Origin of the sequence: Metapseudomonas boanensis (genome assembly GCF_018704125.1) — a bacterium.
GTDB lineage: Bacteria > Pseudomonadota > Gammaproteobacteria > Pseudomonadales > Pseudomonadaceae > Metapseudomonas > Metapseudomonas boanensis.
Map to the genome: position 1 here is coordinate 57,773 of NZ_JAGTIS010000006.1, position 14,986 is coordinate 72,758.

The following is a 14,986-nucleotide window of genomic DNA, read 5'->3' on the forward strand; positions in this document are numbered from 1 at the left end:
GCGGGGAGCAGCTTAACTTCCGTCTCCTCGCTCAGAGGAGGGAAGATGATCGATGTCCTCGTCATAGGGGGCGGCAACGCGGCGTTGTGTGCGGCGCTGATGGCTCGAGAAGCTGGCGCCAGCGTACTGCTGCTGGAGGCGGCGCCGCGGGCCTGGCGCGGTGGTAACTCGCAACACACCCGCAACCTGCGCTGCATGCACGATGCGCCGCAGGACGTGCTGGTGGATGCCTATCCCGAAGAGGAGTTCTGGCAGGATCTGCTCAAGGTCACGGGTGGCCTGACCAATGAGAAGCTGGCGCGCTTGGTGATTCGTGCGTCCTCTAACTGCCGAGGTTGGATGCGTCGCCATGGAGTGCACTTTCAGCCCTCATTGTCTGGAGCTCTGCACACGGCTCGAACCAACGCCTTCTTCATGGGCGGAGGCAAGGCCTTGGTGAACGCCTACTACCGCAGCGCTGAAAAGCTGGGCGTCGAGATTCGCTACGACTCGCCCGTGGCTCGCGTCGAGGTTAAAGGTGGCCGCTTCATCGCCGCGCACATCGGTGAGCGTGAGGTGGACGGCCGACGCCTGCCTGCTGAGCGCCTTGAGGCCAGGACCTGTGTTCTGGCTGCCGGTGGCTTCGAATCCAATCGCGAATGGCTACGCGAAGCCTGGGGCCAGAATGAGCGAGGCGAATGGCCGGCGGAAAATTTCCTGGTCCGGGGTACCCGATTCAACAATGGGGTACTGCTGCGCGAACTGATGGGGCAGGGGGCCGATACCATCGGCGATCCAACTCAAGCCCACATGGTAGCCATCGATGCTCGCGCGCCGCTCTACGACGGAGGCATTTGCACCCGGATCGATTGCGTATCGCTGGGTGTGGTAGTCAACCGCAATGGCGAGCGCTTCTATGACGAAGGCGAGGATTTCTGGCCAAAGCGTTACGCCATCTGGGGACGTCTGGTCGCTCAGCAACCGGGGCAGGTGGGCTTTTCCATCATCGACCAGAAGGCATTGGGGCGCTTCATGCCGCCAGTATTCCCCGGCACCACAGCCAACACCCTGGATGAACTGGCACGCCAGCTTGGGCTGCCCGAAGCTACCTTCGTTGCCACTGTAGAAGCCTACAACCGAGCCTGCCGAGTCGGGACCTTCGACCACACCAGCCTGGATGACTGCCATACCGAGGGCATCCAACCTGCCAAAACTCATTGGGCGCGCCCGCTCGACTCGCCGCCGTATTACGGCTATCCGCTGCGTCCAGGGGTGACCTTCACCTACCTCGGGTTACGCACCGATGAGACAGCCACCGTGCACTTCGACGGAAAACCCAGCCCAAATCTCTTCGTAGCGGGAGAAATGATGGCCGGCAATGTCCTTGGCAAGGGCTACACCGCGGGCGTTGGCATGTCCATTGGCACCGCATTCGGCCGGATAGCGGGTACCAGAGCAGCAATGGCTGCTGGCTACCGAACCACTTCCAGAGAGAACGAACATGACTGCGCAACTGCCTGAACCACGATTAGTCGATCCCGCAGAGGCGAGCCGCCAGTTGATTCCGCTACTCAACATTGACGAGAGCGAAGTGGACCGACAGATGCGAATCTGCAACGCCTGTCGTTATTGCGAGGGCTTCTGCGCCGTATTCCCGGCCATGACGCGCCGGCTGGACTTCTCCAAGGCCGATATTCATTACCTGGCTAACCTCTGCCACAACTGTGGCGCGTGCCTGCATGCTTGTCAGTACGCAGCACCCCATGAGTTCGCGGTCAACGTGCCGCAGGCGATGGCCAAGGTGCGCGTGCAGACCTACGGTGACTACGCCTGGCCCAGCCTGTTTGGTCGCTTTTACCGGCACAACGGTACATTCCTTGCTGTTGCGCTGGCGGTTGGGCTCTCGCTGTTCTTGGTACTGACCCTGGTGATGAAGGGCACGCTGCTTCCGGGCAGCCTCAAAGGTGACTTCTACGCAGTGTTCCCGCATAACACCCTGGCGTGGATGTTCGGTGGTGTGTTCGGTGGGGCGGTGCTTGCCTTGGCAGTGGCGGTGCGCCGCTTCTGGCGCAATGTGACACCTGCCTCCGACCCAGTGGAAACACAACCTGGTGCAGTCCGTGAAGCTTCAGCGGCCGTGCTTACCCTCAAGTACCTGGATGGTGGACATGGACAGGGCTGCAACAATGAAAGTGATCGATATACGCTCTGGCGTCGTCGTTTCCACCATCTGACGTTCTACGGTTTCATGCTGTGCTTCGCCGCTACAGGTGTCGCCACCAGCTATCACTACCTGCTAGGTAAAGTGGCTCCTTATTCGGTGCTGAGTCTCCCAGTGGTGCTTGGCACATTGGGTGGTGTCGGCTTGCTGATCGGGCCCGCCGGCCTTCTGGTGCTCAATTATCGCCGTGACCCGCTCCAGGGCGACATCACTCAGCAACCAATGGATCGTGGCTTCATCGTGCTGTTGCTGCTTGTGAGTCTCACCGGCCTGGCCCTATTGGTTGGTCGCGATAGCCCTGCAATGGCAATCCTCCTCGCTATCCATTTGGGAAGCGTGATGGCGTTCTTCCTGACACTGCCTTACGGCAAGTTTGCACACGGGATATTTCGCAGCGCCGCGCTGCTGAAGTTCGCAATCGAAAAGCGCCAGTTAGAGAAAGTCAATCTCGGCAGCGAGTAGCGCGTTCACGTCCAGCAGACCTCTGGTTTAGCGCCACAGAGGTCTGGTCCCTCACCTAGACAGTACCGGAACCGGCCATCCGTTCAAGTTGCGGCCACCGGGGCGTCCGTGCGCCCCGGCGAATGAGCACCTTCGCGACCACCGCAGTTCAACTGGGGAGGTTTCGCGAGGGGGGAACCCCATAATTACAAGAGTCCAACGCCATGCTTTCTCTGCTCGGTTTGTCCATGGTGGTCGTGTTCACCTATCTGATCATGACCAAACGCCTGTCCCCGGTAGTGGCCCTGACAGTGGTTCCCATCGTCTTCGGAGTTCTTGGCGGCTTCGCCCCCGACCTCGGCAAGTTGATGCTGGACGGCATCAAGACCGTGGCTCCATCGGCGGCATTGCTGCTGTTCGCCATTATGTTCTTCGGCATCATGATCGATTCCGGGTTATTCGACCCGCTGATCCGCCGCATTCTGCAGACCGTCAACGGCAACCCGGTGAAGATCGCCATCGGCACCGCAGTGCTGTCGCTGCTGGTGGCGCTCGATGGTGATGGCACGACCACTTACATGATCACCGTGGCCGCCATGTGGCCGCTGTACAAGCGCATCGGCATGAACCCGCTGATTCTCGCGTGTCTCGCCATGCTTTCACTCAGCGTCATGAGCGGCATGACCCCTTGGGGCGGTCCGGCAACTCGCGCCATTGCAGTGCTTGGACTGGACGCCAGCGAGTACTTCATACCCATGGTGCCGACCATGGCCGGCGGCGCACTGTGGGTGGTGTTCACGGCCTGGATTCTCGGGCGAAAGGAGCTTAAACGCATCGGCAACACTCACCTGAAGACCGGCGGTAATGACTGCTACATCAAGGCCATCCTGGCCGACAGTCCGCACAAGCGGCCACGGTTGCTGTTACTCAACTTGCTGCTGGTAATTGCATTGATGGCTGCGCTGGTGATCGGCGCGATGAACGCGGCGGTCCTGTTCATGCTCGGTTTCGTGGTGGCGTTGATGATCAACTACCCGCGCCTGGAGGAGCAGAAGGAGCGCATCCTGTCCCATTCGGGCAATGCCCTGACTGTGGTGCTACTGGTGTTCGCCGCTGGCGTGTTCGCTGGGATCTTCTCTGGCACCAAGATGGTGGATTCCCTGGCCAACTCCCTGGTAGAGATGATCCCGACCTCGTGGGGCAGCTTTTTCCCGCTGGTGGTGGCCATCACCAGCATGCCGCTGACCTTCGTGCTGTCCAATGACGCCTACTACTTCGGCATGGTACCCATCCTCGCCCAGGCGGCCGCCGCCTACGGTATCGACCCGGTGGAAATCGCCCGTGCGTCCATCCTTGGCCAACCGGTGCACCTGATGAGCCCCCTGGTAGCTTCGACACTGTTGCTAGTGGGGATGCTGGATCGTGATATCGGCGACTTCCAGAGATTCGCCTGGAAGTGGGCAATGCTGACTTCCTTGGTGATGACTCTTGTGGCCCTGCTTACTGGCGCCATCAATCTAAGCATTTGACGGTGCGCTCATCGAGACAGGCGGATGATCTGTCGCGCCAAGTATGGGCCGACCAGAATGACGCCGAACAGGCGCATGGTCTGCATGGCCATCACCAGACCGACATCCGCCTCGGTATCCAGAGCCATGATTGCCATGGAATCCAGCCCTCCCGGGCTGGTGGCGAGATAAACGGAGAGAAAGTCCTTGCCCAGCAGTTTCGCAATGAAAAGTGCGGACAGGGCGCAAAGAGCAATCAGAGCAAGTGCGCTGAGGAGCATGGCGGGAAGCCGGTGGACGACGAAGTCGAAGGTTTCGCGATCGAATCGTAATCCCACGTAGCAACCAAGGGCGCCGTAGGCCAAGCACAACAGCCACTGTGGCAGGTCGATGATGAATACACCGCCCAATTGCATCACCGCTCCAACCAGTAGCGGAACGAGCAGAGCGCCTGCTGGGAAGCGAGCACCGATCAACACACTGCCGATCAGAACAAGGATAGTGAGGATGCCGTTGGCAGGCACAGCGAAGCCGAGGGAGGCTGTGCCAGCCGGGATCTGGGGGGAAGTAATTTCGCTACCGAGGGCGTGGCTGACGACTGCACCTATTAGCACGACGCAGACCACTCGCACGTATTGCATAGTGGCGACCACTCGGGAGTCTGCTCCGTGATCCTCGGCCATAGCCACCATGGCGGACGCCGCCCCGGGAGACAGGCCCCAGGCCGCTGCGCTACCCGGTAGGTCACCGTAGCGAACGAGGAAAAGCGCCACGAGCAAGCTCATAACCACCGTTATCGCGGTGGCCAGCAGCATAACAGGCCAATCATGAGCAATGCTGGCAAGCGTTTCGGCACTCAGTGAATGAGCCACCAGCAAGCCGATGCAACCCTGACCGAACTTGAAAGCGAGCGTTGGTACGCGGATGCGCGCGCCCCGCACGCCAAGTCCAATGGCTACCAGCATGGAGCCGAGGAAGTCAGCCGCTGGCATTCCGATCAGTCGCAGCACTTGACCTGCGATTACCGCAAGAACGAGCAGAAGCAGCCACTGCCGCATAAGGGCAAAGGAGTCGAGAGAGTGGCGGGTAGGCAAGGCGATTCTCCGTACGCGCTGTGGGGCAGGGTGTGTCCAACGCGCATCGGCAGTATTCTGGTGCTGATTCATCAAGTCTATTTTCTAATTGTGAAGAACCGATAATTAAGAGTTATCGATTATGGATCTGCGTGACCTTGCCTATTTCGAGACCATTGCTGAGCTAGGCCACCTAGGCCGCGCTGCGGAGCGCCTGTGTCGTAGCCAACCTGCGTTAACCAAGAGCATTCAACGCCTGGAGGAATCCCTTGGAGCCAGCTTGTTCCAGCGTGATGGCCGACGCATCAAGCTGACCCCAGCGGGGCATTTGCTCTTGGAGCGAAGCCGTCAGCTACGGCACAGCGTTGATGAGACGCGCCGTGAGGTACGCGACTTTGCCAATGGTTTGGTAGGAAATATTCGACTGGGCTGTGCAGTCTCTATGGCCGAATACCTGCTGCCACAGCTCACGGCGACGCTGCTGAGCCTCGCTCCCAATGTGACATTGACACTTACGGTTGGGATGGACGATGTGCTTCGCGAGGGTCTGTTGCAGGGAAATCTGGACTTGGTCATCAGCCCCTACGTCGACAAGGTAGAGGGACTGGAGACCCACGCTCTGCTGGAAGATCAAGCCGTGGTTGTGGCACGCCGCGATCATCCGCTTTTCAGCGGGCCAATCAGCCAGCGCGATCTGTGCCGTTACCGCTGGGTGCTGCCGCCTCTCTCAGCCAGTGCGCGCAAGTGGATTGATAATGCCTTCATCAGCCGGCAACTGCCGACACCCATGGTGCAGGTGGAAAGCACGTCGATTTCCTTGATGCCACGTTTGATTGCCCGTACTGACTTACTCAGCTTCATTGCGCGTGAACACCTGTTAGGTGGAAAGGCGGAGGCCAGTCTGCGGGAAATACCCTTGGCGGAAACCACCATGACGCGGGTAATCGGGGCGAGCTATCGCTCTGAGGGTTACAAGTCGCCGGCGACGGCAACTCTCCTGGAAATTCTGCTGACTCATCAGGCCAGCCTATTTCTGCAGCTTGATTCGTGAGGTCCGGTGAACCGTCGCCAGCATGGCAAATCGACGCGACGGGGCATCAAGCAGGCGCGTTGGCTATTGCTGCGCAATCCGGAAAATCTGCGCCAGCCCGAGCAGCAGGTCCAACTGGACAAGTTGCTGGGCTCCAACCAGGCGCTGATGATCGTGTCCCTGATGAAAGCTCAACTCAAAGCACTGGCACCTAATGACGCGCCATCCAGGGCCTGGTCTGTCCCGGACTGAGTGAACAGACTACACCTCTTAATGGACCTCATTTTGAGACTTGGAGGTGTTTACGAAATTGGGAGCGATTCATTCGTCGCAAGCTCGAGGCAATGCCAGCTACGGGTATACCGATCCGGCAGCGGTCCAACCTTGGTCTGGTACACCGGCGCCATTGCGCAGCTGGCGGCCTCGCCACGCAATGTGCGTCATCACCAATGCCCTAGATGCCGTATCCGCCTGACACGTTCAGTTGCTGCCCAGTGATGTAGGCTGCGTTATCGGATGCCAGGAACACGGCGGCACGACCGATTTCCTCGGGCTTGCCCCAGCGCTTGAGTGCAAGCATCGTCATCGTTTCGTCGATCCACTTCTGGTTGAACTGACCCTGCTCCAGGAGCTGCGGGAACATGCCGGCCTCAATGACACCGACCAGAATGGAATTCGCACGGATGTTGTGGCGGCCCTCCTCGCGGGCGAGGCCCTTTACAAGCGATTCATTGGTGGCCTTCGGCGCGACCGACAAGCCGTCGCGATCCGGCCAGCGCAAATGGCCGGCAGAGCCCAGCGTAACGAACGAACCGCCCCCCGAGGCGCGCAGATGTGGCAGCGCAGCCTTGGCGGCATTGAAGAACCCCATGACTTCGACATCGATGGCGCGCCGCCAGTCGTCACGGCTCATTTCGCTGATATGGAGCTGGTTCACGAAAGGGCCAGCCGCCCAGACGATGGTGTGCACGCGGCCGTGGGCTTCAATGGCTGCAACCAGCGTTGCCTTGACCTGGGCGGCATCGGTTACGTCAACCTGGTGGGTGCTCGCGTTGACGCCCTCTTCCCGGATCTGGTCGGCGACACGCTGTGCCACGTCGGCCTTGCTCCGGTAGCCGACTGCGACCGGTACTCCAGCGCGGGCGAACTCAAGGGCAACGCCTTGTCCGATGCCACCGCTACCGCCAAAAACCAATGTGGCGCCATCTGGGAATCCGCTCTTGCTCATCTTTGCCTCTCCTGTCCTCGGTATATCGACACGTTGTCGTTGAGGAAAAGTATCAGCAGAAGATCCGACAATAACCGCTCAATAGTGGACTTTCGATAAAGTATCTCAAGGTGATACTTTTCGGTGGCGCATTGCGGTACGCCGCACGAATGGCAGCACCACGGCCAGTGTCACTTGGCCCAGAAGATTCGGGGATCGGTAAGGCGAGCCACGTAAAGCATGCTGTACCAGTCTGTCTGCCCGGCAGGCAGGGAGCGGTCGTCGGTCGCGAGTTCTCGCATGCGCTGCGAAAGCGACGCCATCATCTGGCGCAACTGGTCTATTGATCCGCGCGACAACTTGACGGTTTCGAGCTGCCAAAGCGACTGCGGGTCGTGGAAATCCATCGTTTCAAAATGCCGGCGCATCGCATCGTCCACTGCCCGTCGCAACGGGCCTCCCGGAATCCACTCCGGATGCCGCACAGTCAGCAGACGGACACGGTTGCCGGGAAACAAGTCGAGCAAACGGAGTTTTTCGAGTCGCCGCAAATGAAGGAAGATGCCCGGCTCGTCTAGCTCGAACTCCTGTTGTATCTCCCGGGGTGTCCAGTCATAGCGCAACAGCAGGAAGATGAACGCCGTGAACGGGGCGTCGGCCAATCCCTGCTCCTGCTCGATGCTCAACGCATGAATCTTGGTATCGCTGCGTCGCGCCGCCAGCTCGGCAAGATCGATGAGGCGGACGCCTGCAATGGAACAAACCGACTCGAGCATCGCGACGCTCAGACCATGCCCGGTCAACTTGCGCTTGATGGTTGTCTCGCTCACGTTCAGCTGCTCGGCGATATCGCAATAGCGGATATTGCGATCCTTCAATAAGCGCTTTAGCTCCGCGAGCAGCAGCGTTTCATCGGTGGCTCCATCGAGGTTCTTCGGATGCATTGTCGGGTGTCCTTCCAGTCGCACATTCGGAACGTTCGCCATGCCGTGCCGGGTTGCGCTGCTTGGTGGGCATCAAGGGTGGGCACGCACTATATATCCAGCCAACTTAGCTGAGTAGGCAATGCGCACGTGCGTGCACGCCCCCGCGGGGCCTACAGCGCTACTTGGGCTACGATGATCAGCTATCGCCGCAGGAAACACTTCGATGTACACGCGACCATTCGCCATCCACAGTTCGCTTTGGGTCGCAACCTGACGCCCGACGGTGTTGCGGCACTGGGTGATCTTCCCGACCGCGAGTGGATTGGCGAGTACGTAGGCTAGGTGTATCAGGGCGTGGCCGCAGCGGCATGCAAACACCTCGACGAACTGGCGGCGGGCAGCATGACGGAGCGACGTTTCGAGGAATTGGTGGCCGTGTTCGCCTAGGCGTCGCGCCTGGAGGCAGACACCTGGCAGATGGGCTTGGCGAGTGTACAAGCCTGACCAGGGAAACGTGGACAGATTAACTTTCTGCTCTTTTTATCTGCGCGCATGGCGCATGGAGATGCGTGGCGTATGAGGGAAGATTGGAGTAGCGAAAGTTAATCTGTCCTCCTTTTGGAGTATGCCCCCCTTTTGGGTCCCGATTACTATCCGCCAGCTGGCCGACCAGCTTCTCACCTGTGCAGGAGTCTTGATGCCCCGTTGTTGTAGGCCTGGCGAGCCACGATGAACCTCGTTGCGCCGGAGGCAGGACGCATGGGGAGCCGGTCGGACGGGCTGCATGGCTTTGCGCTGCAACCCAACATAACAACAAGAATTGAGGATATGGATCATGCAAAAGAAGTTGCTGCTGCTCCTGTTGTGCCTGATTTGCCCGCTGGTCTGGGGGGATGGACGAAGCGCCGGGAAGTTGAGTGAAATCCTCAGTCGCAGCCAATTGATGTGTGCCAGCGCGATGGTCTATTTCAATCCGGCCGAACGCACACCGGACCCGCGAGGTTTAAACGCTACCTTCGAGCACCTCAATATAATGGAAACCTACATGGTACAGCTGGGGCAGCCCGAGGCGTTGGTGCAGCCACTGCGGGCCATGAAGGAAGTTTTCGAAACCCTCGATCGACTGCCTCCGGCCGAGCGCGAGCGTTACCCGGAGCTGATCCAGCAACTGCTTGGCCATCAGCAACAGCTGCAGCAAGCCGCCTCCACTGCTTATGCCAGTGCCGGGCCCGATCTGGCCGCCGCCGACCTGGAGGCGCAAAGCCAGGCCCTGGCCACGGTGTTGCTGGACTATCAGGTTCGTCTCTACCCGCTGCCGCGGAAGGGCGGCCTGACGCTGACGCCAGACCAGGCAAAGGAGCTAGACCAGACGATCGAGCAGCGTTTCGAGACGTTACTGGCGCGCCATGTCGAGCATGCCGATGCGTTGTCGAAGGTCAAGGCCAGCTACCTGTTCGTACGTCCGCAACTGCAGCAGGTGAGGAGTGGCGGTAACGCTGGCAGCGGTGGTGCCGAGTTTTATCTCAATCGCGCCTCCGTCGATCTGGACGAGCTGGCGGTTGCGGTGCTGACACCCGCCCCCTGAACTGGATATACCTCCCCCCACCTTGCAGCCGCTGATGCGGCTGCCTCCCAAGTGCCTGCAGTCCAACAGACGGCGGGCAATCGGCCCGTCTCTGACGAACCCGCCCTTTGGCGTCTGTCGCGAACCAGAAAGTGCCTGGCAGCCAAAGCGAAGTCGGGACGAACCGTCATTCCTAGGGCCTTGAGCACCGGACCGGGACTGCGTCACGCAGCAACGTGACCCTGCATACCGATATTCCTTGGCCTGTCGAGGATGGGATTCCCTGGCTCCCATACACATCCGCAGCGTTGCTATTAGCAGGTATACAGATGCGCAAGAACATGCCGATCACCCAACGGGAACGCAACTTCCCGGCCCACCAGCATCTGACTTCGGTCACCGATTGCCGCGGCGTCATCATTTACTGCAATGACGAGTTCGCCGCTGTCAGCGGCTTCAACCGCGAGCAACTGATCGGAAGCCCGCAAAAACCCGGTACGCCACCCGGACATGCCAGAGCAGGTATTCGGGCAAATGTGGGACTACCTCAAGGCTGGCAAAAGCTGGATGGGCATCATCAAGAACCGCTGCAGCAATGGCGATCTCTACAGCTTCATGTCTGGACTCCCTCTCACGGTTGACTCTGGTTCGCACCTTCAGTCTGTCACTCGAGATGCCGAAGTGAGGGGGAGTCCATCCCATTGCTTCGGGCCAATATCGGGCAGGCTGCAACGAAGCAGACGGCTGCAACGGGCCGCGGCGGCGGGAATTGATTGGGGCTATAGCGGCGTTAGCCTCAGCCGAGGCAGAACACCACGAGCCAAGGACACTGGACGGGCTCAGGAGAAGCCGAGGCTATTCATGCTGCCCTGCCGTCAGTGCGGTTGCATGCATATATCCGATCTGTAGTGGGGGTTACCGCCCCGGCCACTCTGTAGTTCGCGCAGCGGGAAGCCAAGCGTCGAGGGCAAACTTATGTCGGGTTAGTGCATGACATTTTCGTAGTCGGCGCCGAGATCCGTAATCCTGGCAACGCGTTCGGTGCGGTTCGGTTTGGATGGCAGAAAAAGCTGTAAGTGTGACATGGCAGCCATAACGCCAGGCGACGATTCTGGTGACCTGTCCTCACTACGTCGCCAGGTGCAACGATGAACACCCCCATCCACATCGGATTCCTCCTCTTTCCCCATGTCACCCAGCTCGACCTGACCGGGCCGGCCCAGGTGCTCAGCCGTGTGCCGGATGCCAAGGTGCATCTGGTGTGGAAGACCCTCGATCCGGTGGTCACCGACGTTGGCTTCGAGATCGTGCCGACCACAACCTTCGCCGACTGCCCGCCACTGACCGTGTTGTGTGTGCCAGGCGGCTTCGGCATCGGCGACCAACTCAACGACAGCCAGACGCTGGCCTTCTTGCGCCGCCACGGCGAGGACGCACGCTACGTCACTTCGGTGTGCAACGGCGCGCTGCTGCTCGGCGCCGCCGGGCTGCTGCAGGGCTACCGCTCGGCGTGTCACTGGATGTGGCGCAAGTACCTGCCGCGCTTTGGTGCGGAGCCTGTGGCTCGACGCATCGTCCGCGACCGCAATCGCATCTCCGGCGGCGGGGTGACGGCCGGGATCGACTTCGGTCTCGCCCTGGCCGCCGAGTTGGCCGGTGACGACGTGGCCAAGACACTGCAGTTGGCCTTCGAGTACGACCCCGAGCCGCCGTTCGACTGCGGCTCGCCCGAGAAGGCCGGCCCTGCGCTGGTTGAGCGTCTGTGCGCGCTGCAGGCCGAGCGCGTGGCTTATGTCGAAGCGCGCATCGCCCAGGCGGTGGCGCGGCAATAGCAGCGCGCCGGCGATCACCGGGGCAGGCTTGCTTGTGCGGCTTCCATCGAAGCCGGGCCTCCGGCCGAAGCATGAACCGTGAGCCGCAATCGAGCAGTTTCGTGGAGGAGCTCGTTGATGTTGAAGAAATCGTTACTAGGGCTACTGGCGGCTCTGGTGTCCCTGGCGCTCGTGCTGTTGGCGAACACCTACCTCAAGGAGTCGAAGCAGATTGAGGTACAGGCAGTGCAGCATACCGAGATAGATGGCCTGGCAGCCGCTGAACGGCTGGCCGCGGCGGTGCGGCTGCGCACCGTTTCGTACGACGGCAAGCCGAACCTTGCGGCGGCCGAGTTCCTCAAGCTGCACAAGCACCTGCAGGACGCGTTTCCGTTGGTGCACCGCACGCTCAAGCGCGAACTGGTGGGAGGCTACAGCCTGCTCTACACCTGGCAGGGGCGCGACCCGCAGGCCAAGCCGTTCATGCTGATGGCGCACCAGGATGTGGTACCCATCGCCGAAGGCACGGAGAAGAACTGGTCTGTCGATCCCTTCGCGGGCACCATCAAGGACGGCTATATCTGGGGCCGCGGTTCCTGGGACGACAAGGGCAATCTGCTGTCAATGTTGGAGGCCATAGAAACCCTGCTGGCCCAGGGCTTCCGGCCGAGGCAAACGATCTACATCGCGGCCGGCCACGACGAAGAAGTCGGCGGCAGTCGCGGCGCAAAAGAGATCGCCGCGCTGTTGGCCGCGCGGTCGGTCCAACTGGACTTCGTGATGGACGAGGGCACGCTGATAACCGAGGGCGTGCTCAAGGGCCTCGACAAGCCGGTTGCGCTGATCGGCGTGGCCGAGAAGGGCATCATGACGTTGTCGCTGTCCACGCATGACGGGCCCGGCCATGCTTCGATGCCTCCGCGCGAGACGGCCATCGGCCTGCTCAGCGCCGCGCTGGCGCGCCTTGAGCAGAACCCCATGCCGGCTGCGATTGGAGGGGTGGCCGCCGAGATGTTCGACACCCTCGCCCCCGAGATGCGCGGAGTCCAGCGCGTGCTGCTGTCCAATCTGTGGTTGTTCGGCCCGCTGGTCAAGCGCGAGCTCGAGAAGACCAAGAGCTCGAATGCCTTCACGCGCACGACGTCGGCGCTGACGGTGATTCACGCGGGCAACAAGGTGAACGTGGTGCCGGCACACGCCGAGGCGTTCGTGAACGTGCGCATGCTTCCAGGGGACACTCAGGACGAGGTGATCGAGCATACGCATGCGGTTATCGATAACCCCTCCGTTCAGGTGAGTCGTCAGGGCATGGTCTCTGAAGCCTCGCCGATCTCGGGTACGCAGTCGGATTCTTATCACCTGATCAACTCCACCATCCGCGAGGTCTTTCCGGGCACCATCGTTGCGCCAGGCCTGATGGTGGCGGCCACCGACTCGCGCCACATGCTGCCAATCGCCGACCACATCTACCGCTTCTCACCGGTGCGTGCCACCGAGAGCGACCTGTCGCGTTTTCACGGCACCAACGAGCGCATCTCGATCGAAAATTACACCGAGATGATCGCCTTCTATCACCGCCTGATCACCTCGGCCTCGCAACGGGCTACCCAATGAATGCTGAGTTGCAGGTGAAATCCCATTTTCAAGCTTAAACGCGTGGTCCCCCTTGCCGCCGCGGTGCTGACCAGCGCCGTGGCAGCTTTTTACCGGGCTCCGGCGTTGTGGAAACTGCCTCTGGTGGAACTGAATCGCAAGGTCGCCGGGCCCTCGGAACGAACGGTGAGTGTGGGTACGCATGAGGTGCGCTATCTGGAGGGTGGCCAGGGCGAGGTGGTGGTCTTGCTGCACGGCATCTTCGGCGAGAAGGATCACTGGGTCGACTACGATCGGCAACTCACCCATCGTTACCGCGTCATCGTTCCGGATCTTCCCGGATTCGGCGGCAGCAGCCGCTTGACCGGCGAGTCGTACGGCTATGCCGCGCAGATGCAACGGCTCGTGATGTTGCTCGTGCGCCTGGGCCTCAAGCGTGTCCATATCGCCGGCAGCTCGATGGGGGGCACCTTGGCCGCGCTGCTCGCGATGCGCGAACCGCGACGTGTGGCCAGCGTTGCATTCATCGACGCGCCGCATGGCATCCGCACGCCCCGGCGCAGCCAGATGGGCTCGGCGATCGAAGCCGGTGAGAGCCCTTCCCACGGGGGGGAAGGCAGACCGTTTTGACGCGGCTAGCGCCGTGGACTAACGTGCTGGCTGAATCTCTAACTAAACCTCTATTCCTGCCATGTCGCACCGCGTTGCAATGCTCGTGTTTCCGGACTTCCAGCTACTCGATGCTGCCGGGCCGATCGCGGCCTTCGAGGCGGCGGGGGGCTACGCCATCCAGGTGGTCGCCCTCGAACCTGGTCTGGTGCACAGTTCGTCGCGCGTGGCCTGGCAGGCCGAGCAGCTGCCACGGCTGTCCGACATCGACACCTTGCTGGTATCAGGCGGTGATGGTGTCGACCAGGCAATGAACGACGGGCGCCTGCTGGATTTCGTGCGCTGCGCGGTGGCTCGGCAGGTGCGCGTTGCCAGCGTGTGCTCGGGCAGCCTGCTGCTCGCCGCGGCAGGTGTACTCGATGGTCGCAGTGCGACTACGCACTGGTCGCGCACCGGGCAGTTCGAGCGCCAGTTCCCAAATGTGCACCTCGACGCCGACCGCATCTTCGTCAAGGAGGAGTCCGTGTGGACCAGTGCCGGTATCAGCGCCGGCATCGACCTCGCGATAGCAATGATTGCCGAGGACCATGGCCACGAGCTCGCTCGCAGCGTCGCGCAGGAATTGGTCGTCTACTACCGTCGGCCAGGCGGGCAGTCGCAGTTCTCCGCGCTGCTCACGATGCAGGGATCGCACGACCGCTTCAACGTGCTGCTCGACTATGTACGCTGCCACCTCACACAGCGTCATGGCGTCGAAGACCTCGCGGCCATAGCCTGCATGAGCCCGCGCCATTTCGCGCGGGAGTTCCGCGCAAAGACAGGTGTCACCCCGGCCAAGGCCGTGGAGCGCCTGCGCGTGGAGGCTGCTCGTACTGCGCTGGAGAACGGTGCCAACTCGGTACAACGCGTGGCCACCGAATGTGGGTTCGGCGACGTCGAGCGCATGCGGCGCAGCTTCATGCGCTTGCTGGGGGTGCCCCCGTCATCGCTACGACGCTCGGCCAGCGATTAACCTTCAGTCGTG

The 14,986-nt window shown here is 61.0% G+C and carries 13 protein-coding genes and 2 pseudogenes; 12 read left to right on the top strand and 3 right to left on the bottom strand.

The window, feature by feature from the left end; translation table 11 throughout:
* Positions 1–45: 45 nt before the first annotated feature.
* The 3 genes from tcuA to J7302_RS12905 all read left to right on the top strand — a co-directional run bounded on the left by tcuA (position 46) and on the right by J7302_RS12905 (position 4,170).
* The gene (tcuA, locus tag J7302_RS12895; RefSeq protein WP_215374970.1) at positions 46–1,500 is read left to right on the top strand and encodes an FAD-dependent tricarballylate dehydrogenase TcuA; all 1,455 of its coding nucleotides are present in this window, start codon (positions 46–48) and stop codon (positions 1,498–1,500) included.
* Positions 1,481–2,662, top strand: coding sequence for a tricarballylate utilization 4Fe-4S protein TcuB (tcuB, locus tag J7302_RS12900; RefSeq protein WP_215374973.1), 1,182 nt, complete (start codon positions 1,481–1,483; stop codon positions 2,660–2,662). Before tcuA ends, tcuB begins: the two co-directional genes overlap by 20 nt.
* Before the next feature lie 203 nt (positions 2,663–2,865).
* On the top strand, positions 2,866–4,170 hold the full coding sequence (locus tag J7302_RS12905; RefSeq protein ID WP_215374976.1) for a CitMHS family transporter: 1,305 nt from the start codon (positions 2,866–2,868) through the stop codon (positions 4,168–4,170).
* Between the two features lie 8 nt (positions 4,171–4,178).
* On the opposite strand, the gene J7302_RS12910 is transcribed toward J7302_RS12905, so the two are convergent.
* Positions 4,179–5,249 (bottom strand): AbrB family transcriptional regulator, encoded by a 1,071-nt coding sequence (locus J7302_RS12910; protein WP_394359089.1) that lies wholly within the window; start codon positions 5,247–5,249, stop codon positions 4,179–4,181.
* Positions 5,250–5,364: 115 nt separating this feature from the next.
* On the opposite strand from J7302_RS12910, the gene J7302_RS12915 reads away from it, so the two are divergent.
* A complete protein-coding gene (locus tag J7302_RS12915; RefSeq protein ID WP_215374979.1) occupies positions 5,365–6,273 on the top strand; it encodes a LysR family transcriptional regulator in 909 nt (302 codons plus the stop codon).
* Positions 6,274–6,279: 6 nt separating this feature from the next.
* The gene (locus tag J7302_RS12920; RefSeq protein WP_215374982.1) at positions 6,280–6,504 is read left to right on the top strand and encodes a DesA/ISL3 alpha bundle tail domain-containing protein; all 225 of its coding nucleotides are present in this window, start codon (positions 6,280–6,282) and stop codon (positions 6,502–6,504) included.
* A 202-nt stretch (positions 6,505–6,706) separates the two neighbouring features.
* Here the strand turns inward: J7302_RS12920 and J7302_RS12925 are convergent, their stop codons facing one another.
* Both J7302_RS12925 and J7302_RS12930 read right to left on the bottom strand, forming a co-directional pair.
* Positions 6,707–7,480: an SDR family NAD(P)-dependent oxidoreductase gene (locus tag J7302_RS12925; protein WP_215374985.1), complete on the bottom strand. Its 774-nt coding sequence runs from the start codon at positions 7,478–7,480 to the stop codon at positions 6,707–6,709.
* 170 nt (positions 7,481–7,650) lie between these two features.
* Positions 7,651–8,403 carry a helix-turn-helix domain-containing protein gene (locus tag J7302_RS12930; RefSeq protein ID WP_215374988.1) on the bottom strand — a complete coding sequence of 251 codons (753 nt, stop codon included), beginning with the start codon at positions 8,401–8,403 and terminating at the stop codon, positions 7,651–7,653.
* Positions 8,404–8,643: 240 nt separating this feature from the next.
* Here J7302_RS12930 and J7302_RS12935 point away from each other — a divergent pair.
* The 7 genes and pseudogenes from J7302_RS12935 to J7302_RS12965 form a co-directional block, all read left to right on the top strand.
* Positions 8,644–8,832: pseudogene (locus tag J7302_RS12935) on the top strand (thiaminase II); the annotation flags it as partial.
* A 388-nt stretch (positions 8,833–9,220) separates the two neighbouring features.
* The gene (locus tag J7302_RS12940) at positions 9,221–9,970 is read left to right on the top strand and encodes a hypothetical protein (RefSeq protein WP_215374993.1); all 750 of its coding nucleotides are present in this window, start codon (positions 9,221–9,223) and stop codon (positions 9,968–9,970) included.
* Between the two features lie 308 nt (positions 9,971–10,278).
* Positions 10,279–10,558: pseudogene (locus J7302_RS12945) on the top strand (PAS domain-containing protein); the annotation flags it as partial.
* Between the two features lie 539 nt (positions 10,559–11,097).
* The gene (locus tag J7302_RS12950; RefSeq protein WP_215374996.1) at positions 11,098–11,781 is read left to right on the top strand and encodes a DJ-1/PfpI family protein; all 684 of its coding nucleotides are present in this window, start codon (positions 11,098–11,100) and stop codon (positions 11,779–11,781) included.
* Between the two features lie 117 nt (positions 11,782–11,898).
* Positions 11,899–13,374: a M20 family peptidase gene (locus J7302_RS12955; RefSeq protein ID WP_215374999.1), complete on the top strand. Its 1,476-nt coding sequence runs from the start codon at positions 11,899–11,901 to the stop codon at positions 13,372–13,374.
* Positions 13,375–13,497: 123 nt separating this feature from the next.
* Positions 13,498–13,983, top strand: coding sequence for an alpha/beta fold hydrolase (locus J7302_RS12960; protein WP_215375002.1), 486 nt, complete (start codon positions 13,498–13,500; stop codon positions 13,981–13,983).
* Between the two features lie 79 nt (positions 13,984–14,062).
* On the top strand, positions 14,063–14,974 hold the full coding sequence (locus J7302_RS12965) for a GlxA family transcriptional regulator (protein WP_251702050.1): 912 nt from the start codon (positions 14,063–14,065) through the stop codon (positions 14,972–14,974).
* The last annotated feature ends 12 nt before the right edge of the window (positions 14,975–14,986 follow it).